Source organism: Methylibium sp. Pch-M, from assembly GCF_004136295.1.
GTDB classification, from domain to species: domain Bacteria; phylum Pseudomonadota; class Gammaproteobacteria; order Burkholderiales; family Burkholderiaceae_C; genus Methylibium; species Methylibium petroleiphilum.
On the sequence record NZ_CP029606.1, the window covers coordinates 3,806,270 to 3,829,044 of the forward strand.

Annotated in this window: 14 protein-coding genes and 1 tRNA gene; 10 read left to right on the forward strand and 5 right to left on the reverse strand. The window is 68.3% G+C overall.

Features of this window, described 5'->3' with window-relative positions; genetic code table 11:
• The first annotated feature begins 58 nt into the window (after window positions 1-58).
• The 8 genes from thrS to C1M51_RS18325 all read left to right on the forward strand — a co-directional run bounded on the left by thrS (window position 59) and on the right by C1M51_RS18325 (window position 7,811).
• The gene (thrS, locus tag C1M51_RS18290; RefSeq protein WP_129451936.1) at window positions 59-1,966 is read left to right on the forward strand and encodes a threonine--tRNA ligase; all 1,908 of its coding nucleotides are present in this window, start codon (window positions 59-61) and stop codon (window positions 1,964-1,966) included.
• A 99-nt stretch (window positions 1,967-2,065) separates the two neighbouring features.
• The gene (gene infC, locus C1M51_RS18295; RefSeq protein WP_081771180.1) at window positions 2,066-2,623 is read left to right on the forward strand and encodes a translation initiation factor IF-3; all 558 of its coding nucleotides are present in this window, start codon (window positions 2,066-2,068) and stop codon (window positions 2,621-2,623) included.
• Between the two features lie 110 nt (window positions 2,624-2,733).
• Window positions 2,734-2,937, forward strand: coding sequence for a 50S ribosomal protein L35 (gene rpmI, locus C1M51_RS18300; RefSeq protein ID WP_011829481.1), 204 nt, complete (start codon window positions 2,734-2,736; stop codon window positions 2,935-2,937).
• A gap of 45 nt (window positions 2,938-2,982) precedes the next feature.
• Window positions 2,983-3,339, forward strand: a complete 357-nt coding sequence (rplT, locus tag C1M51_RS18305) for a 50S ribosomal protein L20 (RefSeq protein WP_011829480.1) — start codon at window positions 2,983-2,985, stop codon at window positions 3,337-3,339.
• Between the two features lie 107 nt (window positions 3,340-3,446).
• Window positions 3,447-4,484, forward strand: coding sequence for a phenylalanine--tRNA ligase subunit alpha (gene pheS / locus C1M51_RS18310; protein ID WP_129451937.1), 1,038 nt, complete (start codon window positions 3,447-3,449; stop codon window positions 4,482-4,484).
• A gap of 27 nt (window positions 4,485-4,511) precedes the next feature.
• Window positions 4,512-6,932 carry a phenylalanine--tRNA ligase subunit beta gene (gene pheT / locus C1M51_RS18315; protein WP_129451938.1) on the forward strand — a complete coding sequence of 807 codons (2,421 nt, stop codon included), beginning with the start codon at window positions 4,512-4,514 and terminating at the stop codon, window positions 6,930-6,932.
• Between the two features lie 27 nt (window positions 6,933-6,959).
• On the forward strand, window positions 6,960-7,301 hold the full coding sequence (locus tag C1M51_RS18320) for an integration host factor subunit alpha (RefSeq protein ID WP_011829477.1): 342 nt from the start codon (window positions 6,960-6,962) through the stop codon (window positions 7,299-7,301).
• A gap of 36 nt (window positions 7,302-7,337) precedes the next feature.
• The gene (locus tag C1M51_RS18325) at window positions 7,338-7,811 is read left to right on the forward strand and encodes a MerR family transcriptional regulator (RefSeq protein WP_129451939.1); all 474 of its coding nucleotides are present in this window, start codon (window positions 7,338-7,340) and stop codon (window positions 7,809-7,811) included.
• A gap of 90 nt (window positions 7,812-7,901) precedes the next feature.
• Here C1M51_RS18325 and C1M51_RS18330 read toward each other — a convergent pair.
• Together C1M51_RS18330 and C1M51_RS18335 are read right to left on the reverse strand one after the other, a co-directional pair.
• Window positions 7,902-7,978, reverse strand: a tRNA-Pro gene (locus C1M51_RS18330).
• Window positions 7,979-8,034: 56 nt separating this feature from the next.
• Window positions 8,035-9,513, reverse strand: a complete 1,479-nt coding sequence (locus C1M51_RS18335; protein WP_129451940.1) for a TolC family outer membrane protein — start codon at window positions 9,511-9,513, stop codon at window positions 8,035-8,037.
• Window positions 9,514-9,648: 135 nt separating this feature from the next.
• Between C1M51_RS18335 and C1M51_RS18340 the strand changes: the two genes are divergently transcribed.
• The gene (locus C1M51_RS18340; protein ID WP_242499821.1) at window positions 9,649-10,488 is read left to right on the forward strand and encodes a transglutaminase-like cysteine peptidase; all 840 of its coding nucleotides are present in this window, start codon (window positions 9,649-9,651) and stop codon (window positions 10,486-10,488) included.
• 31 nt (window positions 10,489-10,519) lie between these two features.
• The gene (locus tag C1M51_RS18345) at window positions 10,520-12,436 is read left to right on the forward strand and encodes a LapD/MoxY N-terminal periplasmic domain-containing protein (protein ID WP_129451941.1); all 1,917 of its coding nucleotides are present in this window, start codon (window positions 10,520-10,522) and stop codon (window positions 12,434-12,436) included.
• 60 nt (window positions 12,437-12,496) lie between these two features.
• On the opposite strand, the gene C1M51_RS18350 is transcribed toward C1M51_RS18345, so the two are convergent.
• The 3 genes from C1M51_RS18350 to C1M51_RS18360 form a co-directional block, all read right to left on the reverse strand.
• Window positions 12,497-18,952 carry a tandem-95 repeat protein gene (locus C1M51_RS18350; RefSeq protein ID WP_129451942.1) on the reverse strand — a complete coding sequence of 2,152 codons (6,456 nt, stop codon included), beginning with the start codon at window positions 18,950-18,952 and terminating at the stop codon, window positions 12,497-12,499.
• A gap of 213 nt (window positions 18,953-19,165) precedes the next feature.
• Complete coding sequence (locus C1M51_RS18355; protein ID WP_129451943.1) at window positions 19,166-20,593, reverse strand: HlyD family type I secretion periplasmic adaptor subunit; 1,428 nt, start codon at window positions 20,591-20,593, stop codon at window positions 19,166-19,168.
• 1 nt (window position 20,594) lies between these two features.
• Window positions 20,595-22,760, reverse strand: coding sequence for a type I secretion system permease/ATPase (locus tag C1M51_RS18360; protein WP_129451944.1), 2,166 nt, complete (start codon window positions 22,758-22,760; stop codon window positions 20,595-20,597).
• Window positions 22,761-22,775 lie beyond the last annotated feature (15 nt).

Here is a 22,775-nt window from a genome sequence, read left to right on the forward strand (position 1 = left end):
TTCTTTTCGTCTCGAAGCGCGGTCTCCACCGCGCTTTTTTCATTCCAGAGGCTCTTCCATGATCGTGATCACGCTTCCCGACGGCTCGCAACGCGAGTTCCCCGGCCCGGTCACCGTGGCCGAGGTCGCGGCATCGATCGGCACCGGGCTCGCGAAGGCGGCACTGGGCGGGCGGGTCGACGGCAGGTTGGTCGACACCGGCTACCGCATCGAACACGACACGCCGCTCGCGATCGTGACCGACAAGGACGCCGACGGGCTGGAACTGATCCGCCACTCCACCGCCCACCTGCTGGCCTATGCGGTCAAGGAGTTGTTTCCCGATGCGCAGGTGACCATCGGTCCGGTCATCGAGAACGGCTTCTACTACGACTTCTCGTACAAGCGCCCGTTCACGCCGGAGGATCTGGCGGCGATCGAGGCCAAGATGACCGAACTGGCGAAGAAGGACGAGAAGGTCGAGCGCCGCGTGCTGCCGCGCGACGAGGCGGTGGCGCACTTCAAGTCGATCGGCGAGGCCTACAAGGCCGAGATCATCGCCAGCATCCCGGCCGGCCAGGAGGTGTCGCTCTACCGCGAAGGCCGTTTCGAGGACCTGTGCCGCGGCCCGCACGTGCCGAGCACAGGCAAGCTCCGGCACTTCAAGCTGATGAAGGTGGCCGGCGCCTACTGGCGCGGCGACCACCGCAACGAGATGCTGCAGCGCATCTACGGCACGGCCTGGGCCAGCAAGGACGAGTTGCAGCAGTACCTGCACATGCTCGAGGAGGCCGAGAAGCGCGACCACCGCAAGCTCGGCCGCGAACTCGACCTGTTCCACCTCGACGAACATGCGCCCGGCCTGGTGTTCTGGCACCCGAAGGGCTGGACGGTGTGGCAGCAGGTCGAGCAGTACATGCGGCAGGTCTACCGCGACAACGGCTATCTCGAGGTCAAGGGGCCGCAGATCCTCGACCAGGGCCTGTGGGAGAAGACCGGCCACTGGGACAAGTACCGCGAGAACATGTTCGTCACGGAGTCGGAGAAGCGTGATTACGCGCTCAAGCCGATGAACTGCCCCGGCCACATCCTGATCTACAAGCAGGGCATCAAGAGCTACCGCGACCTGCCGTTGCGCTACGGCGAGTTCGGCCAGTGCCACCGCAATGAGCCTACCGGCGGCCTGCACGGCATCATGCGGGTGCGCGGCTTCACGCAGGACGACGGGCACATCTTCTGCACCGAGGAGCACATCCTGGCGGAGTGCGTGGCCTACACGGCCTTGCTGCAGAAGGTCTACAGGGACTTCGGCTTCAACGACATCATCTACAAGGTCGCCACCCGGCCCGAGAAGCGGATCGGCTCCGATGCGGTCTGGGACAAGGCCGAGCACGCGCTGATGGAGAGCCTGCGGGCGTCGGGCTGCGAATTCGTGGTGTCGCCCGGCGACGGCGCGTTCTACGGCCCGAAGATCGAATACACGCTGAAGGACGCCCTGGGTCGCCAGTGGCAGTGCGGCACGATGCAGGTCGATTTCTCGCTGCCGGAGCGGCTCGACGCGGTCTATGTGGCCGAAAGCGGCGAGCGCCTGTTCCCGGTGATGCTGCACCGGGCGATCGTTGGCAGCCTCGAGCGTTTCATCGGCATCCTCATCGAGCAGCATGCCGGCGCGCTACCGGCGTGGCTCGCCCCGGTGCAGGTGATGGTGCTCAACATCACCGACGGGCAAGCCGACTACGCCGCAGAGATTGCGAAAACGCTGCAAAAACAAGGAGTTAGAGCCGGCGTCGATTTGCGCAACGAGAAAATCACGTATAAAATCCGCGAGCATTCCATGCAAAAGCTTCCGTACATCCTTGTCGTCGGCGACAAGGAAAAGGCTGCGGGGGCCGTTGCGGTGCGCGCCCGAGGCAACCAGGACCTCGGCGTGATGCCTCTAGATGCCTTTTCCCAGAGGATGGCTAGCGACATCGCCCACAAGGTGTGATGCGGGAGGGAGTTCGTTTTCCGTCTCACGCCTTGGTTGTCCAGGCGCGCGTGTGTTCGATGTGGAGCCTGAGCGCAGGAACGCACAGGGCTCGAAAGGATTCTGACCATCGCTAATTTCTTTGACCGTCGCACCCGTAACGACGAACGCAAGCACCGGCTGAACCGGGAAATCATGGCGCCGGAAGTGCGCCTGAACGGGCCCGAGAACGAGCCGTTGGGCATCGTCAGCATCCAGGAGGCCTTGCGCCTGGCAGGTGAGGCGGACGTCGATCTGGTGGAAATTTCGGCGACGGCAGACCCCCCGGTCTGCCGGCTGATGGACTACGGCAAGTTCAAGTACGCGGAGCAGAAGAAGGCCGCGGAAGCCAAGGCCAAGCAGCACGTCATCGACATCAAGGAAGTGAAGTTCCGGCCCGGTACCGACGAAGGCGATTACGCGATCAAGATGCGCAACCTGCGTCGCTTCCTCGAAGAGGGCGACAAGGGCAAGGTGACCTTGCGGTACCGCGGCCGCGAGATCACGCACCAGGACATCGGCATGCGGCTGCTCGAGCGCATCCGCGACGAACTTGCCGATGTTTCGGTGGTGGAGAACATGCCCAAGCTCGAAGGGCGCCAGATGATCATGGTGCTCGGGCCGAAGCGAAAGAAGTGAGTTCACCGTCGTTGCGGTCTGGTCGCCGCAACGAAGGCACAAGTGACCGACAGGCCCCAAGTCCGCGAGTGGTTCGCGGCGCCTGCGGGAACAAACTAGAAGGAGCAGTCATGCCCAAGATGAAGACCAAGAAGAGCGCTGCCAAGCGTTTCCGTGTCCGCCCGGGCGGCACCGTCAAGCGAGGTCAGGCGTTCAAGCGCCACATCCTCACCAAGAAGAGCACCAAGAACAAGCGCCACCTGCGGGGTACGGCGACGGTGCATGAGACCAACATGGGCCACATGGCCCAGATGCTGCCGTTCGCCGGCCTTTGAGCCGCGACGTCCAGGTCTCAGATCAATTCTTGAAGGAGTAGAAACATGCCTCGCGTCAAACGCGGTGTTACCGCACGCGCTCGTCACAAGAAGGTCCTGGAGCTCGCCAAGGGCTTCCGCGGCCGCCGCAAGAACGTCTATCGCATCGCCAAGCAGGCGGTGATGAAGGCAGGCCAGTACGCCTACCGCGACCGCCGCAACCGCAAGCGCGTCTTCCGTCGCCTGTGGATCGCCCGCATCAATGCGGCTTCGCGCAGCCACGGCATCACCTACAGCCGCTTCATCGCCGGCATCAAGAAGGCCGCGATCGACATCGATCGCAAGATGCTCGCGGAACTGGCGGTCAACGATCCGGCCGCGTTCGGCAGCATCGTCGAGAAGGTGAAGGCCCAGCTCGCCTGATCGATGTCGGGCCTTGCAGGCCCGATGTGCACTGCAGGGGCCGAGGCGCAAGCGTCGGCCCCTTGCTTTTTCAGCGTCACTCCCTTCATCCGCAAGACACAGATCTGATGGAAGCCTTCAGTCAACTGGTGCAACAGGCGGCGCAGGCCTTCGAGAAGGCCCGCACCCCGGCCGAGCTCGAGGATGCGAAGGCCACGTTCCTCGGCAAGAGCGGGGAGCTCACGGCGCGAATGAAGCAGCTGGCGAGCCTGCCGGTTGACGAGAAGAAGGCGCGCGGCGCCGAGATCAACGCGGCCAAGCAGCAGGTCGAGGCGGCGTTGACGGCGCGCCGCCAGGCCATGGCCGATGCCGAACTGGCGCAGCAGTTGCGCGCCGAGTCGCTCGATGTGACGCTGCCGGGCCGGCGCCGCGGCAGCGGTGGCCTGCATCCGATCACCCGGGCGATGGAGCGCATCGAGGCGATCTTCGGCTCGATGGGCTTCGAGGTGGCCGACGGCCCGGAGATCGAGACCGACTGGTTCAATTTCACTGCACTGAACACGCCGGCCGACCATCCGGCGCGCTCGATGCACGACACCTTCTATGTCGAGGGCGGGCAGGTGCTCCGCACCCACACCAGCCCGATGCAGATCCGCCACGCGGTACGGCACGTGAAGGCGCACCGCGCCGCGCTCGATGCCGGGCTGCCGATGCCGGAGATCCGCGTCATCGCTCCGGGGCGCACCTACCGCGTCGACAGCGATGCGACGCACTCGCCGATGTTCCACCAGGTCGAGGGGCTGTGGGTGGGAGAGAACATCAGCTTCAAGGACTTGAAGTCGGTCTATGTGAGCTTTATTCGAGCCTTCTTCGAGACCAGCGACCTGCAGATCCGCTTCCGGCCCAGCTATTTTCCGTTCACCGAGCCGAGTGCCGAGATCGACATGATGTTCGGCAGCGGGCCCCTGAAGGGTCGTTGGCTCGAGGTGTCGGGCTCGGGTCAGGTGCACCCGCAGGTGATCCGCAACATGGGCCTGGACCCGGAGCGCTACATCGGTTTCGCCTTCGGCTCGGGCATCGACCGGCTGGCGATGCTTCGCTATGGCGTCAGCGACCTGCGCCTCTTCTTCGATGGCGACCTGCGCTTCCTGTCGCAGTTCAAGTGATCCGGCCTCCTCAACGACACAGGTCACATGCAATTTCCTGAATCCTGGTTGCGCGAGTTCTGCAACCCGCCGCTATCGACCGCCGCGCTGGCCGAGACGCTGACCATGGCCGGCCTCGAGGTCGAGGAACTGCGCCCGGTCGCGCCGCCGTTCGACAAGGTGGTGGTGGCCGAAGTGATCGCCGTCGAGAAGCATCCCAATGCCGACCGGCTCCATGTCTGCCGGGTCGATGTCGGCGCCGAGGCGCCGCTGTCCATCGTCTGCGGCGCGCCGAACGTGCGAGCCGGGATCAAGGTGCCGTGCGCGTTGGTGGGCGCGGAGCTGCCGCCGGCCGAGGCGGGCGGTGCGCCGTTCCAGATCAAGCTCGGCAAGCTGCGGGGCGTCGAGAGCCAGGGCATGCTGTGCTCGGCGCGCGAGCTCAAGCTGTCGGAAGACCATGGCGGCTTGTTGATCCTCGCCGAGGATGCTCCGGTGGGCGCGAGCATCCGCAGCCACCTCCAGCTCGACGACACGCTGTTCACGCTGAAGCTCACGCCCAATCTGGCCCACTGCCTGAGCGTCTATGGCATCGCCCGCGAGGTGTCGGCGCTGACGGGCGCGCCGCTCGCGCAGCCGGTCTTCGCGCCGGTGCCGCCGGTGCACGGCGCCACGCTGCCGATTCGCGTCACGGCACCCGACCTGTGCGGCCGCTTCTCGGGGCGCATCGTCCGCGGCGTGAACCCGCGGGCGGCGACGCCGCCCTGGATGGTGGAGCGCCTCGCGCGCTGCGGCCAGCGCTCGGTGAGTGCACTGGTCGACATCTCGAACTACGTGATGTTCGAGTTCGGCCGTCCCTCGCACATCTTCGATCTCGACAAGATCCATGGCGGGCTTGAAGTGCGCTGGGGTCGGCCCGGTGAGTCCCTGGAACTGCTGAACGGCAGCACCATCGAGGTCGACGCTGCCGTGGGCGTGATCGCCGACGATCGGCAGGTCGAATCGCTGGCCGGGATCATGGGCGGCCAGGCCACCGCGGTGACCGACGACACCCGCAACGTGTACGTCGAGGCCGCATTCTGGTGGCCGCAGTCGGTCGCCGGGCGCTCGCGCCGCTACAACTTCAGCACCGACGCCGGGCACCGCTTCGAGCGCGGCGTCGATCCGGCGCAGACGGTCGAGCACATCGAGCGCATCACGCAACTGATCCTCGAGGTCTGCGGCGGCGAAGCCGGCCCGATGGACGACCAAACGCTCGGGCTGCCCGAGCGCACGCCGGTCGCGATGCGCGTCGATCGCGCCAGCCGCGTGATCGGCATGCCGGTCTCGCAGGCCCAGTGCGTCGGCGTGTTCCGGCGGCTGGGATTGGTGTGCCGCGAGGAGGACGGACGCATCGTCGTCACGCCACCGAGCTGGCGTTTCGATCTGCAGATCGAGGAAGACCTGATCGAGGAGATCATCCGTGTCCTCGGCTACTCGATGCTGCCTGACACGCCGCCGCTGGCCCCCGTGACGCCACGCGTGATGTCGGAGTCGCGTCGTGGACTGCACACGCTACGGCACGCGATGGCCGGCCTGGATTACCAGGAAACCGTGAATTTCAGCTTCGTCGAGGCACGCTGGGAGCGCGACTTTGCCGGCAACGAGGCCCCGATCCGATTGCTCAATCCGATCGCTGCGCCACTGGCCGTGATGCGATCCAGCCTGATCGGCAGCCTGATCAACGTGTTGCGCTTCAACCTCGCGCGCAAGGCGGCGCGGGTGCGCGTGTTCGAGATCGGCCGCGTGTTCCTGCGCAATCCCTCCGCCGTCGACAGCGACGTCGGCGTGGCCGGGGTCGACCAGCCGCTGCGCCTGGGGGGCCTGGCCTATGGGGGCTGCGATGAACCGCAATGGGGCAGCGCCGAACGCGGCGTCGACTTCTTCGACGTGAAGGGCGACGTGGAGGCGCTGCTGGTGCCGCGTCGGCCGCGCTTCGTCGCTGCGGAGCACCCGGCGCTGCATCCGGGGCGCAGTGCCCGGATCGAGCTCGACGGCCGAGCCGTCGGCTGGATCGGCGAACTGCACCCGCGCTGGCGACAGGCCTACGAACTGCCGCAGGCGCCGGTCGTGTTCGAACTCGACGCGCAGGCGCTGTCGGAGGGCGGCGTGCCGGTCTATGCCGCCATCCCGAAGCAGCAGGCGGCGGTTCGGGACATCGCCCTGATCGTCGGCGATCAAGTCGCCCACGATGCGCTGATGCAATCGATCGCCGCAGCGCCCAGCGGCGGCGTCGTACGCAGCGCACGCCTGTTCGATGTCTACCGCCCCAAGAACCCAAGTGCCGAGGTGGCCGCCGGTGAGCGCAGCCTGGCCATACGGCTTGAACTGTTGGACGAGCAGGGCACGCTGACCGACGAGCGCATCGACGCCGCAGTTCGCTCCGTGCTGGACACACTTTCTGTGCAACTGGGCGCCCGCCTGCGTGCCTGAGCGGCTCCGATACGGAAGAATCCGACCATGGACAGAGTGCTGTTGCCGACCCTCGAGACTCCAACGCTGACCAAGGCCGAACTCGCCGAACTGCTGTTCGAGCGGCTTGGCCTGAACAAGCGCGAGTCCAAGGACATGGTCGAGGCCTTCTTCGAGCTGATCCACGGCCAGCTGGTCGAGGGCCAGGACGTCAAGCTGTCCGGCTTCGGCAACTTCCAGATCCGGCGCAAGGCCCCCCGACCCGGGCGCAACCCACGCACCGGGGAGGCGATACCGATCAAGGCGCGCAATGTGGTGACGTTCCACGCAAGCCACAAACTCAAGGGCGTCGTGCAAGGTGACATACCGAGCGCGGAGGAGTTCGAGTAAAGTCTGAGGTCATACGCCACAGGCCCTTGATTTCCAATGGAAAAATCGCTGCCGCCGATCCCCGCCAAGCGGTATTTCACGATCGGTGAAGTCAGCGAACTGTGCGGCGTCAAGCCCTATGTGCTGCGGTATTGGGAGCAGGAGTTCTCGCAACTCAAGCCCATGAAGCGGCGTGGCAACCGTCGCTACTACCAGCACCACGAGGTCTTGCTGATCCGGCGCATCCGGGAACTGCTGTACGAGCAGGGCTTCACCATCAGTGGTGCGCGCAACCGTCTTTCTGAGGCTGGTGTGCGCGCCGCCCTCGCGGCCGAGGCGACCCAGGTGCCAACGCAGGAAGATGGAGGCCTGCCGTCGGCCGACGACGTGCTACCGGAGACCGAGGCCATGGAGGCAGCGGCAGTCGCTCCGACCGCCGCCGTGGCGCGCGTCCGCGTCAACGCCGCCCCACCGACGCTGGCGACGATGCGCGACGAGCTCGTGTCGATCCGGCAATTGCTGCTGCCCTAGGTACGCAACGCGGCGTCCGGGCGCGCGATGCAGGAGCAAAGACAAAAGGCCTAGCCCGTGGTGATCACCGGCTAGGCCTCGTCTTTTCTTTGGTCGGGACGGCGGGATTCGAACTCGCGACCCCTTGCACCCCATGCAAGTGCGCTACCAGGCTGCGCTACGCCCCGACAAGCCGCGCAGTATAGCCCAGAGAATGGGCCCTCCAGGCCATGAAGGGCGTCGCTCAGCGTGCCACCGGGGGCTTGGTGGCCGGGGTCGGCGCGACGCCGGGGCGTGCCTCGGACAGCGCCTTCGCGCGAGCGTCGAGTTCCTCGCGAGACGTGGTCGCCAGCGGAGCGGCCGTGATCGGGCAGCGTGCCGCGGCATCCTCGCCAGCGTTCCAGTTGTCGTCCGGCAGAGCGCCGGTGTCGATCCGCGACAGGCCGAGCGCAGCGGTCAGGGTGTTGGTCGCCGCGTGCGTGCGCACGTAGGCAATGCGCAGTTCGTGCTCCGCGTTGGCATAGGCGCGCCGCGCGGTGTAGACCTCGTTCTCCGCATTCAGCAGATCGAGCAGGCTGCGCTGACCGATCTCGAACTGCTGACGGTAGGCATCGCGCGCCCGCTCGATCGCGACGACGTTGCGTTCGAGATAACGCAGCTGCTCGACGAGCTTGAGCGTGTCGTTGAAGGCGATCGAGGCGGTCTGGCGAGTGTCGCGGCAGGTGCGGTCGCGCAGGTCGGCCGCCTGGGTGACGAGATCGGCGAACTGGCGCACGCGCGCCTGATCGGAGCCGCCATTGAAGAGATTCCAACTCAGCACCACCTCGGCGGCAGCCTCGCGTCGCTGGTCCTGCAGGCCGTTGAGATTGTGTCCCTCGCTGCCGCGGGCGCGTGCCTCGATGCGTGGCTGGAAGGCGCTGCGCTGCCCCTCGGATTGCGATCGCAGGGCCCGCAGGTTTTCCACGGCCGCCGAGATGCCCGCGTTGCGCAGCGTGGCCTGGGTCTGCACCTCGCTGGCGCTGGCCGGCAGGCCCTGGGTCAGTCCGGCGCCCAGTGTCAGCTGCGCGGGCGGCGCTTCCCCGACCACGCGCTGGTAGCGCGCCACCACGTCGTGGAGGTTGGCAGTCTCGGTGGACAGGTTCGTCTCGGCCAAGGCCAGCCGCGCTGCCGCCTGCTCGACATCGACGCCACGCCCGACCCCGGCCTTGAAGCGGTTCTGGATCTGGTCGTGCGAGACCTTGTGCTGCACGTAATTGTCTTCTGCCAGCAGCACGAGCCTGCGGAAACGCAGCACGTCGTAGTACGCACGGCTGGCTTCCAGGGCCGTCTGCTCGGTGGCCTCGATGAACTCGAAATAACGGCTGCTGCGGGCGTGGCCGAAGCGGCTGACTTCGGCTTGGGTCAGCTGGCCGTCCCACAGTAGCTGGGTCAGGCTGACTCCGACGCCGGTGCGCGACAGGCTCTGGTCTTTCGGGCTTCGCGTGTCGATGCTGTCGCGCGAGCGGCCGACGTCGGCGTTCAGGTCCACCCGGGGATAGTAGGCGCCGCGCGCGACATCGACCTCGTTGCTGGCGGCGCGAAAGGCGTTGAAACGGGCCGTGACTTCTGGATTGGTCTGGATGGCTTTCTGCGCAGCGGCCTTGAGCGGGTCGTCGGTCTGGGTGAGGGCTGCGGTCGATGTGGCGATCAGCAAGGTGAAAGTCAGGGCGCGCGAAACAGTCATTGCAGAAGATCCAGTGTTTGAAACGAGGCGGGCACTCGCGCTTCATGAAGCACTATTGAGTGGACTCCGAGTTTCTCATGCACCCCCGAAGCGCTCGTTCCCTGATCCACGGGGCCGCTGACCGGATGACGCGAGATGCCGGCGAACGCCGTGAAATTCGCAACACCGCGCTTCGCATGGCCTCGTAGACAGGGCGGTGGGCACACGATCGGAGACAGGCGGTTCAAGTCCGCCGGCAAAAAGGCCGAAGACACCCCGATGGCTCCGAGCGCGATCGCGTCCCTTCCTGCTCCACGAATCCCCGCGCTTCCCCGCGTCGTCTGTTCGCGATCGTGGGCACTGACGCTGTGGCTGCTGGTGCTGGCGCTGCTCGCGCCGGGGGTGCTGCCGCGGGCCTGGGATCGCGACCGGATGCTCGCCGCTGCGCAGCGTCAGGGGCCTGAGGCGGAGCGGGGCGTCCGCCTGTTGCAATCGACGATCGTGGCTTCCCAGTCGACGTCGGAGGAGGCTCGTCTCCAGGCATTCAACCGGCTGTTCAACGAGCACATCGTGTTCGCCGAGGACATCGACACCGTGGGGCAGGTGGATCAGTGGGCCAGTCCGCTCGAGCTGTTGGCGCGCGGGGCCGGCGACTGCGAGGATTTCGCGATCGCCAAGTACTTTTCGCTGATCGCAGCGGGGCTGCCGCCTGCCAAGCTGAGAATGGTCTACGTGCGTGCCGATCTGGGCGGCCATGTGCGGGCCCACATGGTGTTGGCCTACTACGCCCAGCCCGCTGCCGAACCCCTGATCCTCGACAACCTGATCGCAGAGATCCGGCCCGCCTCGTTGCGGCGCGACCTGAGCCCGGTGTTCAGCTTCAACGCCGAGGGACTGTGGCAGGGCACCGGTGCGCAGAAGGCCGGCGACCCGGCGGCGAGGCTGTCTCGCTGGCGAGAGGTGCTCGGCAAGGCACGAGCGGAAGGTTTCGTATGAACATGGCACTGTGCACATCGGGGGGCGGGCAATGTCGCTGATCCGACAACTCTGGTTGCTGCTGCTCGCGACCGTGATGGTCGGCGTGCTGGGCAGCGCGCTGGTCACCGTGGGTTCGGCACGCGGCTACCTCGAAACGCAGCTGCGGCTGAAGAACAGCGACAACGCCCAGGCGCTGGCACTCACGCTGTCGCAGCAGAACGGGGATCTCGCGCTGGCCGAGCTCGCCATCAGCGCGCAGTTCGACACCGGCTTCTACGAGCGCATCAGCCTGCGAGGACCGGACGGGCAGATGCTGTTCGAACGCCGTGGCACGGCCGAGTCGACACAGGTGCCGACCTGGTTCGAGGGGCTGGTGCCGATCGAATCGCTCCCCGGTGTCGCGCAGGTCTCCAACGGTTGGCGATCGCTGGGCACGCTCGAGGTGGTGAGTGCGTCGAGTTTTGCGCTCGACGATCTTTGGCGGGGCAGCCTGCGGTCGGCCGGCTGGCTGATCCTGATCGGGCTGCTGGCAGGTGCGCTCGGTTCGCTGGTGCTCCGGCGGATCCGTGCGCCGCTGCAGGCGACAGTCGACCAGGCCCGCGCCATCGTCGAGCGGCGCTTCGTGACCGTGCCCGAGCCCCGCGTCCCCGAGCTGAGCCAGCTCAGCCGCGCGATGAATGCCATGGTGCAGAGGCTGCAGGCCATGCTGGGCGAGCAGGGCGCACAGCTGGAGGCCCTTCGCCAGCAGGCGCAGACCGATCCGCTCACGGGCCTGTCCAATCGCGGCCACTTCCTGGCGCAGCTGGGTTCGATGCTGGCCCGCGAGGACACGCCCCGCTCGGGAGCCTTGCTGCTGGTGCGAGTGCATGATCTTGCCGGCCGCAACCGCGATGCCGGCCATGCCGCCACTGATGCCTTGCTGCAGACACTGGCCCTGAGCCTGCGCACCGCCGCTGCAGCGGGCGCTCCCCTGATGGCGGGACGCCTCAATGGCGCGGACTTCGCGGTGCAGGCGGCCGATGCCGATGCCGCCCGGGTCGCAACGGCGCTGCAGGCGACCCTCAGGACGGCCTTGAAGCCTTGGGTCGATGTTCGTGTCGCCATCGGCGCCGTGCCGTGGCGGTCCGGGGCGAGCGTCGCCGCGCTGATGCTGGCCGCCGACGCAGCGCTGGTGCGGGCAGAGACACAGGATGGTTATGGCCTGGCAGTCGACGATCCGCCTGCCGCGAGCCCCGAGTCGGCCATCGGCGAAAGCGGTTGGCGCCAGTTGCTCTGGCGCTCGCTGGAGCGCGGCGATGCCCAACTCGGCAGCTACCCGGTCATCGGGCGCGATGGCCGGTTGCTGCATCTGGAGAGCCCGCTGCGGCTGCGGCTGCACGAGGGCGGAGCCTTCGAGCCTGCCGCACGTTGGCTGCCCTGGGCGCTGCGCAGCCAGTTCAGTGCCCGCACCGATCTCTTGGCAGTGCGCCTGGCGCTGGAGCAGATCGCAGTCGACGAACAGCCTCGAGGGGTGAACCTGGCCGCCGATTCCCTCGGGGACAGTGGCTTTCTGGTGGGCTTGCGCAGCCTCGTCGCCGCCCACGGCGAGGCGGCTCGCGCGCTGTGGCTGGAGGTGGGTGAGCGTGCGGCCATCGAACAGCTACCGGTGCTGCGCGATCTGGGGCAGCACCTGCGCCCGCTCGGCGTGCAGCTCGGGCTGGAGCACGCGGGCGAACGCCTGGCGCGCATCGAGCGGCTGTACGAAGCCGGACTCGACTACGTGAAGCTCGATGGCGCCCTGGTGAGCGGCGTTGCCCTGGACGGCGCGCGTGCGGACTTCGTGCGCGGCCTGGTCTGGACGTTGCACGGCCTGGAGATTCGGGTGCTGGCCGAGGGCGTGGCCGACGCGGCCGACGCGCGTTCGCTGTGGGCCTGCGGGCTGGACGGCATCACCGGTCCCTGGGCGAGCGCGCAGCCACTGCGCTGAGGGCCGACCCGCGGCGCACGACACTCCGCGGGAGCAGCGCGTCGCGCCGCTTGGCCCGGATCAGGGCCCGTCGGTGATCAGCTTCCCGCGCGTCAGAAGCTCCTGGATGATCTGGTTGTCGGTGGCGGTCCCCGCCAGGCCGAGCGAGCTCCGGATGTCGACCCCCTGCAGCACGATGCGCTGGTCCTCGACGGCGCTGTTGTAGGTGCCGCTGGCGAATTGGCCGGAGGTGCTGATGCGGATCTCGGTGTTGCCGCCGCTGACGTTGAAGTCCAGGTAGTTCTGCAGGTTGCCCGGCGCGTTGCCCGCCCCGTGGAGGTCACCGACCAGCAGCTCGCGCAGGTCGAGCACGTCGCCCCCCGAGGCGGCAGGCGCGGTGTTGAAGTCCGTGATGACGTCCTGGGCGCGCGAACCGTTCGACGCCGTACCGTTGAACTGGGCCGTGGTTCCCGCGGCGGGGTTCTCGGCCCGGCCCGCGGCCACGCCGCCGTCGCCGAAGCTCCACTTGAACACGTCCGATCCGGCGCCGCCGGTCAGCACATCCCATCCCTTGCCGCCGATCAGCACATCGTTGCCGGTGCCGCCTTCGAGCCGGTCGGCACCGAGGCCGCCGTCGAGTCGATCGTTTCCGGCGTTGCCGTTCAGCACGTCGGCTCCGGCCTCGCCGAGCAGCTGGTCGTTGCCAGCGCCGCCGGCCATCGTGTCGGCACCGCCGCCCCCGTAGAGGGTGTCGTCACCGCCGCCGCCGTTGATGACGTCGCGGGCCTCGCTGCCGCGCACCGTCTCGTCGCTGCCATTGCCGTTGAAGCTGCCGCCTGTCCGCACCAGGTACTCGCGATTGGTCGAGCTCTCGACGATGTCCTGCGATGCGGTCAGCGTCGGCTGCAAGCCTGCCTGGAAGAGGGCGTAGTTGTCGAGCGAGAACAGGTTGGCGTACTCCGAAGCGCTGCTGCCCGAGGGCTTGACCTCGAAACGCAGCCGGGCATTCCCGCCTTGTTCCCAGTACAGGAGTTCGATCTGGTTCATGCCTTCTGTGAAGCTGACGCCGATGAACTCGCGTGTCGTGGGCGACTGGATGCCGTCGTACTGCGCCACCGTCTGGCCGTTGATGTTGACGACGAAGCCGTCATCACCGGTCACGCGCAGGTCATAGCTGCCGCCCTGTAGATAGACGTGCCCGACATTGCGCACGATGGCGTCCGTCGTGCGGCCCAGGCCGCTGGCGGCACGCAGCGTCGCGGCATCGTTGCCGACGAAGTCGCGCAGCGCGCCGCTGGTCGGCGTGTTGCCGGCCGTGATCACCGGGTTGCTGCCGAGGCTGCCGTCGACTGCCGGCGAGAAGCCGTAGTCCAGATCGGTGGCGATCCAGCGGGCATCGATCGCGGCCGTGCGTGCCGAAGTGCCGGTGCCGACCACCGCGCTGCCGCCCGCGGCGATGTTGCGGCCGTTGATGACCATCGTCGCGTCGGCAATCGACTCGATGTTCGCGCCACCGCTCCCGCCGTTGGCCGACGTGGCACGGCCATCGTCGGAGTGCAGTCGGGTCGTGCCGGAGAAGGCCGGACCGCTGCTCGATCCGGTGCGGTCGTCGTTGTAGCCGTAGTACTCGCCGTTGAGGCCCATGCCGCTGGGCGCGATGGCGCTGGTCGTCGCGGTCAGCTGCCCGGGGCCACCGACCTGCAGCGTGATCGTCGCCGTGCTGAAGCCGCCGTTGCCGTCGGCGATGCGGTAGGTGAAGACGTCGCTGACGGCGTCGCCCTGGCGCAGCGCGAGGGTGTCGGGGTCCGCGTTGTTCAGCGTGTAGGTGTAGCTGCCATCGGCGGCGATCGACAGGCTGCCGTAGCGGCCGGTGGCGGCGAACGAACCCGGCGTGCTGCCTGATGGCGTGCCAGTGCCGGCCACGAGGCCGGTCACGCGCAGCGTGTCGTTCTCGATGTCGCTGTCGGCCTGGTTGCCGGTGGGTCCGGCGTCGCCCGTCACGGCATTGCCGCTCACCGTGTTGGCGGTGGCTGAACCCGCGACCACGGCCCGCAGCGGTGCATCGTTCGCGGCGACCGGTGCGTCGTTGACCGCGGACACGTTGAAGGTGATGCGGTTGGCGGTCGGGTCCGTGTTGGCGCCGCCGTTGGCAGTGCCGCCGCTGTCCTGCACCTGGAAGGTGAAGCTCGCGAGGCCGTTGCCGCTGGCGTTGGCCGGCGGCGTGTAGACGAGTTGGCCGGCCGACAACTGGGCCACGGTAACCACCGTCGAGGTGGTGATCGCGACGCCGTTCAGCGCGAGGCTGCCGGTGTTCGGTGCCGCGACCGTCACCTGCGCGAAGGCGTTCGCCGGGCTGTCGTTCGGATCGCTGAAGCCGAAATCGGCGACGGTGAACGTATAGGCCGTGTCCTCGCCGGTGGCGATGGTCCTGTCGGCGCCGGCCGGTGCGTCATTCACCGAAGTGACGGTGACATTGACCGTTGCCGTCTCGGTGATGCCATTGACCGAGACCGTGTAGCTGAACGACGTCGATCCGTTGTACTGGGCGGTCGGCGTGAAGACCAGTTGGCCCGCGGCATTGAGCGCCACCGTGCCGTGGGTGACGGCCACGGCTGGTCCACCGCTGACGAGGCCGATGCCGTCGACCGCGGTGATGGCGCGAGCCGGATTCTCGAAGCTGTCGTTGCCCAGCACCGTGATCGTGACCGGTGTGTCCTCGTTGGTGGTGGCCGTGTCGTTGGCGATGTCGGTGACCGGTGCCAGCGTGAGCGACACCGTCGACACGGCCGCAGGCGCCTGCCCGTCGCTGCTGCTGAGCGTCAGCGTGGCAGGTCCGTTGTAGTCGGCCGTGCCGGTGTAGCTCGCAGCTTCGAGCGCGGCGTTGATGGCGGCGGGCGAGCCGGTGACACTGACCGTTCCGCTGCCGTTCCCGACCACGACGACTCCTGCCGTCGATCCCAGCGAGAAGCTGCCTTGGGTGACGCTGATGGTCGTGGTGAGCGAGGGGCTGTCGACATCGGCGACGCTCAGCGCGTTGCCATTGGCGGTCGAGAACACCAGCGCGGTGTCCTCGCTGCCCGATTGCGCCGCCGCCGGGACGGTGTTCACCGGGGCATCGTTCACGGGCAGCACGGTGACTGGAATCGTCGCGCTGCTGGACGCGGTGTCGCCGTTGGCGGTTTCGCGGCTGGTCGCGGTCACGCTGAGGTCGATCTGGCCGCTGAACTGGGGCGGCGGCGTGAAGACCAGGCGGTCAAGCGCCCAATCGGTGACGATCGCAACCGTGCTCCCGGCCGACGCGGTGAAGCTGTGCGTGCCGTCCGACAGCGTGGCGCCGGCCGGGATCTGCCCGATGGTGATGACGGAGATGAGTTCCGAGCCGTCGGTGTCGGTCAGCGCCACGCCGACCGGCGGCAGGCCGATCGGGCCGTCTTCCGGGCCGGTACCGGCCAGCGGGTAGTAGCCCGCGCCGTTGCTGCCGACCAGGGCACCGTGCGGCGCATTCACGGCGTCGAGGGCCTCGATGCTCGGCACCAGCGTGAAGTTGCTGGCGTCGAAGCGAACCGGTGCCGCGCCATCGGTACTGACGGACAGCAGGGCGTTGCCGGGACCGTCGCCGTTGTAAAAGATGAAGTCGACGGTGTAGTAGCCGGACGTCGTGGGCGCGAAGGGCGCAGCCTGGTAGGCGCCCCAGGCGTTGAAGCCCTGCTGGAAGACGGTCTGTCCGCCGAGCACCATGGAGGCGGTGTCGTCGCGCTCGCCGGTGAAGGTGTAGACGTGGCCGGCCTCCAGGAACACCAGCCCGGTCATGCGGTAGGCCTGGTCCTGGTCGATGGTCGCCGCGGTGTAGCTGGACTCCACCGTCGTGGCCGTCGGGGTCACGCCGGCCAGCGAGGCCGCGAGCGAGGCAGGATCCCGCGCGGAGTCGGGGTCGATGGTCGCGACGTTGTCATAGCGCCGGAACGTGGCCCCTTCGACCGCGCCCGGAATCTGGTCGAACAACGGGCCGCCGGCGGCGCCCACCTCGATCAACGGAGCATCGGCCACCGGCACCACGGCGATGCCGACGACGGAGACGGTCGGCGCGGCATCGCCGTCGCTGGTGCTGACCGTCAGGCTGTCCGGACCGCTGTAGTTCGCGGCGGGCTGGTAGCTCAGCCCGTCGAGTGCGGCATTGATCTCGGCGGCCGTGCCCGACAGCGTCAGCACGCCACTGCCGTTGCCGGTGACGACCGCGCCCCCGGCCAGCGAGGCCGTCAGGCTGCCGTGAGCGACCGAGAGGGTGGTCGTGAGTTGTCCGCCGTCGACATCGGCCACGCTGATGGCGTTGCCGGTCGCTCCGGAGAACAGATGGGCGGTGTCCTCGGGCGTGGATTGCGCGGCGGGCAGTCCCTGCGTCGGGGTATCGTTGACCGGCGCAATCGTGATCACCGCCGCCGCCGGAGCCGACACGGCGCCCTCGGAGTCGGTGACGGTGAACGGGAGGTTCACCGTGCCATTGAAATCGGCCGCGGGCACGAAGACCAGCGAGGCGGCCTGGGCCGCGGTCAGCGGCGTGCCGGCGACGACCGGGGTCGTGCCGTCGGCCAGGTACAGCACACCCTGGGAGACCGGCGGCAGTGTCGTGACGGTGACGATAGGGGCCACGCCATCTTCGGTGTCGGTGCCGCCGAGTGCGACCGGGATGGCCGCGGCATCCTCGAGCCCGCTGCTCGTCGCAGGCACCGCGACGGGCGCGTCGTTGACCGCACCGACGGTGATGACCGCGTTCGCGGGCGCCGAGCTGAGGCCTTCGGAGTCGGTGACGGTGAACAGGAGGTTCACCGTGCCGTTGAAATCGGCCGCGGGCACGAAGACCAGCGAGGCCGCCTGGGCCGCGGTCAGCGGCGTGCCGGCGACGACCGGCGTCGTGCCGTCGGCCAGATAGAGGACGCCCTGCGAGACCGGCGGCAATGCCGTGACTGTGACGATCGGGGCGGCACCGTCTTCCGTGTCGGTGCCGACAAGGCTCAATGCGATCGGCGTGTCTTCTGTGCCGCCGACTGCCGCGGGGGTGGCCACCGGCGCGTCGTTGACCGGCGCGAGGTCGAAGCTGATCCGGTTGGGCGTTGTGTCGAAACTGCCCGCGCTGTCCTGGACACTGAAGTCGAACCCGGCGTAGCCGATGCCGTTGCCGTTGGCGCCGGGCACGAAGACCAGGCGGCCGGCGGCGATGTCGGCGATGGCGACCACGCTGCCGCTGGCGAGCGGCTGGCCGTTCAGCAGCAATTGACCGGCCTGCGGCAGGCTGTCGATGCGCACAGCGACAAGGCTCTGTCCGGCGTCGGCATCGATGAAGGCGAAGTCACCCGTCGCCAGCACCACCGGCTGGTCCTCGGTGCCGGCAATGCGGCGATCGGCGCTGTCGGGCGGCGTGTTGCCGCCGACGGCCACCGACACGGTCGCGATCGCGGTGGCCCCGCTGGGGTCGGTGATGGTGTAGCTGATCGTCGCGCTGCCGGTGAAATTGGCGGCCGGCGTGAAGCGCAGGCTGCCGTCCGGGTTGAGGGTCACGACGCCCTGCGTCGGGTCCGCCAGGCTGGCGTTCGACACCGTGAGGATGTCGCCGTCGGGGTCGCTGTCGTTGCCCAGCACCGCCACGTCGACGGCGGTGTTGATCGGCGTCGAGGCCGCGTCGTCGCGGGCGATCGGCGCATCGTTGACAGGCGTGACGACGATGCTGGCGATCGCCGGGCCGGTGGTCACGCCCGCCGAATCGGTGACCGTGAAGCCGACGTTGGCGGTGCCGTTGAAGTTCGGCGCGGGAACGAACACCAGCGAGCCGGCCTGCGCCGCGGTCAGCGGGCTGCCTGCGACGACCGGGGTGGTGCCGTCGGCCAGGAACAACTGGCCCTGGGACGCCGGCGGCAAGGTGGTCACGGTGACGATCGGTGCCGTGCCGTCCTCGGCATCGGTGCCGGAGAGGTTCAGCGGGATCGGCCCCGCGTCTTCAGCGCCGCCGGCCGGGGAGATCACCGGCACCGGCGCCTGGTTGGGTGCCGGGGCGGGAGCCGGCGCCGGCGCAGCCGCTCCGCGTTGACCGGCGTCCTGGATCTGGGCGTCGAAGAAGGGCGGCACGTCGCGGGCGGCGGCGGGGGTCTCCACCGTCAGGGAACCGCTCCCCACGCCTTCGACGATGCGGCCGACCCGCAGCGCGGGCGAGGCTTCACCGCCGCTGGCGGGGCCGCCGGCCGCCGTGGCCGCATCGGGGTCACCCTCTTCGAGGGCCTGGATCACGCGATCGATGTCCTCGGGTACCGCCGCCGCGGTGCCGGGCGGCAGGTCGGTCGGCAACTGCCCGTCGGCCGCGGTGCTCCAGGTCTGGCCACGATCATTGCGGATCTCCACGATGCTGTCCTGCGCCGTCAGGATCAGATCTCCCTTGTTCACCAGGTCACCGATCTTGAGTTCACGGGTGCTGCCGTCGGCCAGACGGATGCGGGCGTTGCCCCAGACGGCAGTGACTTTTCCAAGTTGAACGGTGGCGACGATGGGCACGGCAATCCTTCAGGGGCGAGCGGCGAGGCCGCGAATCGTGAGGTGGAGCATATCGGGCAACGCGACGCCTTAAGTGGCGCTTCTGGCGCTGGAATGTGATCCGGCGCACGAAATCATCTTTGTTACGAGACTTAGTGCTTCAGGGGTCGTCGTCTCGGAGCCCGCGTCTGTGTGACCCGCCGAGTCGGGGTGTTCGGGCCATCGACCGGCTGATCAGCGCTCCGACAGGGCGTAGGCCTTGCCCCGCAGCACCGGTTTGAGCAAGTAGGACATCACCGTTTTCTTGCCGGTCAGGATGTCGACCTCGGCCGTCATGCCGGGAATGATCGGCAGCTTGTCGCCGAGCTGAGCGAGGCGCGTGCGCACGCGCACGACGTAGAAGGCATTGCCCTTCTCGTCGATCACGGTGTCGGGGCTGATGTTCTCGACGGTCGCATCGAGGCCGCCGTAGATCGAGAAGTCGTAGGCGGTGAACTTCACCGTCGCCTGCTGGCCGGGATGGATGAAGCCGATGTCGCGCGGGAACACCCGGGCCTCCAGCACCAGCGCGTCGTCGAGCGGAACGACCTCGACGATGTCGCGGCCCGGTTGCACCACGCCGCCGACGGTGTTGGCCAGCAGGCGCTGCACCCGCCCGCGGACCGGCGACTTGACCTGGGCCTTGTCGACCTTGTCGCTCAGCGCGACGCGCCCCTCGGTCAGCGCGTTCATCCGCCCCATCACGTCGGCCAGTTCCTTGCGCGCCTCGTTGCGAAAGGCGATCTCGGTCTCCTGGATCTTGCGCTGCGCCTCGCCGACAGCCGCCGACACCCGGGCGATCTGCGCGCCGGCCTGCTCGACATCGCCGCGGTACTTGCTCAGGTCGCGCTCGAGCCGCAGGATGTCGACCTCCGACACCGCGCCGGAGGCCAGCAGCGGCCGCGTTTTCGCCAGCTCCTGCTGCGACAGGTCCAGACCCCGTTCGGCCGAGGCGCGGCGCGAGCGGGCCTCGTTGAGCTCCTGCTCGCGCTGCATCAGTTGCTGACGGCTGATCGACACGATGGTCGAGAGTTCGGACTGGCGCGATTCGTAGAGTCGGCGTTCCTCTTCGATGATGCGGCGCTCTTCCGGGTCCTTGCTCGGCGGAGGCGGCTGGAACGGGTTGCCCTCTGCGAGCGCCCGCAGCCGGGCCTGCCGGGCCAGCAGCGCGAAGCTCTGCGCAGCGTTCTCGCGCACCCCCGACGTGGCACGCGTCTCGTCGATGCGCAACAGCAACTGGCCGGCCTCGACCACCTGGCCCTCCTTGACCAGGATCTCAGACACCACCCCGCCATCGAGCGACTGGATCACCTGCAACTGCCGCGACGGGATCACCTTGCCGTCACCGCGTGTCACCTCGTCGATCCGGGCGAGCGCAGCCCAGACCAGCAGCACCGCGACCACGCAGACCGCGGCACGCACGATCACCTGTGCCCGCTGCGTGCGGGCGCGGGCCAGCAGGGCCTCGGGCTCTGCTTCGTAGCCGGTGCTGCCGGCCGGGGCGGACGGCGCCAGCGGGCCGAACACCCGCTTCGTCAGCGGTTCGAGCCAGAGGCGGATGCGTTCCAGCCCGGCCAGCAGCGCGCGGCCGAAGCCCATCAGGCGGAGGGCGGGGCTGGCCATGCTAGGCCGCCCTCGTGATGCGGCCGGCGGCGAGCGCCTGCATGATCTGCTCGCGCGGCCCGTCGGCGACGACACGCCCCTGGTCGACGACGATCAGCCGCGTGGCCATCGGCAGCAGCGAGGTGCGGTGCGTGACCAGCACCACCGTCTTGTTGCTGGCGATCGAAGCGAGGCGCGACGTGACGTGGGCTTCGGTGGCGAAGTCCATGGCGCTGGTCGGCTCGTCGAGCAACAGGATCGGCGCGTTGTGCAGCACCGCGCGGGCCAGTCCGACGCTCTGGCGCTGGCCGCCCGACAGCGATTCGCCGCGTTCGCCCACCGGCATGTCGAAGCCGCGGGGATGGCGGTTGACGAACTCGCTGAGTCCGGCCACCTCGGCCGCCGCGACGATGGCCTCGTCGTCGGCGTAGGGCAGGCCGAAGGCGATGTTCTCGCGCAGGTTGCCGAAGAACAGCGTCACGTCCTGCGACACGTAGCCGAGATTGCGTCGCACGTCGGCCGGGTCGAGCTGGCGCAGATCGATGCCGTCGAGCAGCACGGCGCCCGCGGTGGGGGCGTACAGGCCCAGCATCAGCTTCTCGATCGTGCTCTTGCCGGAGCCGACCTTGCCGATCAGGGCCACCCGTTCGCCGGCGGCGATCTTGAAGCTCACGCCGTCGAGCGCACTGTCGGAACGTCCCGGGTAGGCGAAATGGACGTCCCGGAACTCGATCTCGCCGCGCAGCTCGCGGCGGTGGATGAAGGCATTGCCGGCCGGCCGCTCGACAGGCTGGGCCATGATCTTTTCCAGCGATTCGAGCGCCGTCACGGCCCCCTGGTATTGCAGCAGCAGGCCGACGATCTGCCCGGCCGGCGCCAGCGCACGGCCGCTGAGCATGGTGGCGGCGATCAGCGCCCCCATCGTCAGCTGCCGGTCGCCGATCAGGTAGACGCCGATGACGATCAGCGACACGCTCACCAGCTGCGTCAGCCAGGCCGTGGCCGACAGCGCGGTGGAGGACAGGCCGCGCATGCGCATGTTGATGCCGGCCAGGTAGGCATTGGTCTGCTCCCAGCGGGCCTGGATCACGCTTTCGGCACCCTGCGTCTTGACGGTCTCGATCGCGGTCAGGCTCTCGATCAGCGTCGCGTTGCGCTGGGCGCCGGCCTGCCAGGTGGCCTGCGACAGCTCGTGCAGCCGGTGCTGCAGGATGTAGCCGACCACCACCACCAGCACGAAGGCGATCACCACGGGCGCGGCGAGCCAGGGCGACAGCCAGAACATCACGCCGATGAAGAGCAGGGCGAAGGGCAGGTCGATCAGCGCCGTGACGGTGCTCGAGGCGATGAAATCGCGCACCTGCTCGAAACCGCGCAGGTTGGAGGCGAAAGAGCCGACAGCGGCCGGCCGGTGCGCCAGCTGCATGCCTAGCACGCGCTCCATCAGCGTGGCCGAGATCTGCACATCGATGCGGGCGCTGGCCTCGTCGACGAAGTGGCTGCGCAGCGTGCGCATGAACAGATCGGCGCTGATGACGATCAGCACCCCGATCGCCAGCGCCCACAGCGTCTCCTCCGCATGGTTGGGCACCACGCGGTCGTAGACGTTCATCGAGAACAGCGGGAAGGCGATCGCGAACAGGTTGATCAGCAACGCCGCCCACAGCACGTCGCGGTACACGTTCCGCTGCGCCAGCACGGTGCCCCAGAACCAGTGGCCGGCGCGGGTGGTGCGTACCTCGGGCGCGCGTTCGTCGAAGCGGAATTGCGGCCGCACGAACAGCATCACGCCGCTGTAGCGCTCGGCCAGCTGGTCGGCGCCCAGCGTCACGGCACCGGCGCCGGTCTCGGGCATCAGCACCTGCCAGGCGCCGGAGGCATCGCGGCCAAGGAGCACGCAGGCGCGCTCGTCGTGCAGCACGGCGATGGCGGGGAGCGTGGCGGCATCGACCGCATCGAGCGCCATGCGCTGCAGGCGCGCGGTCATCGCCGCCCGGTCTGCGGCACGTTCGGCCAAGGCCAGCGTCAGGCGGCCGTCGACCAGCGGCAGGCCCGCCGACAGCGATGCGCGCGATGCGGCCACGCCGTGCACGCGGCAGACTTCCAGCAGGCAGTCCAGCAGCGGGTCGGGGTGGATCAGGTCTTCGCGCAGGCGGGTCGTGGCGGTGGAAGAGGGCGGTAGCGTCATCGGGACTGGGGTGTG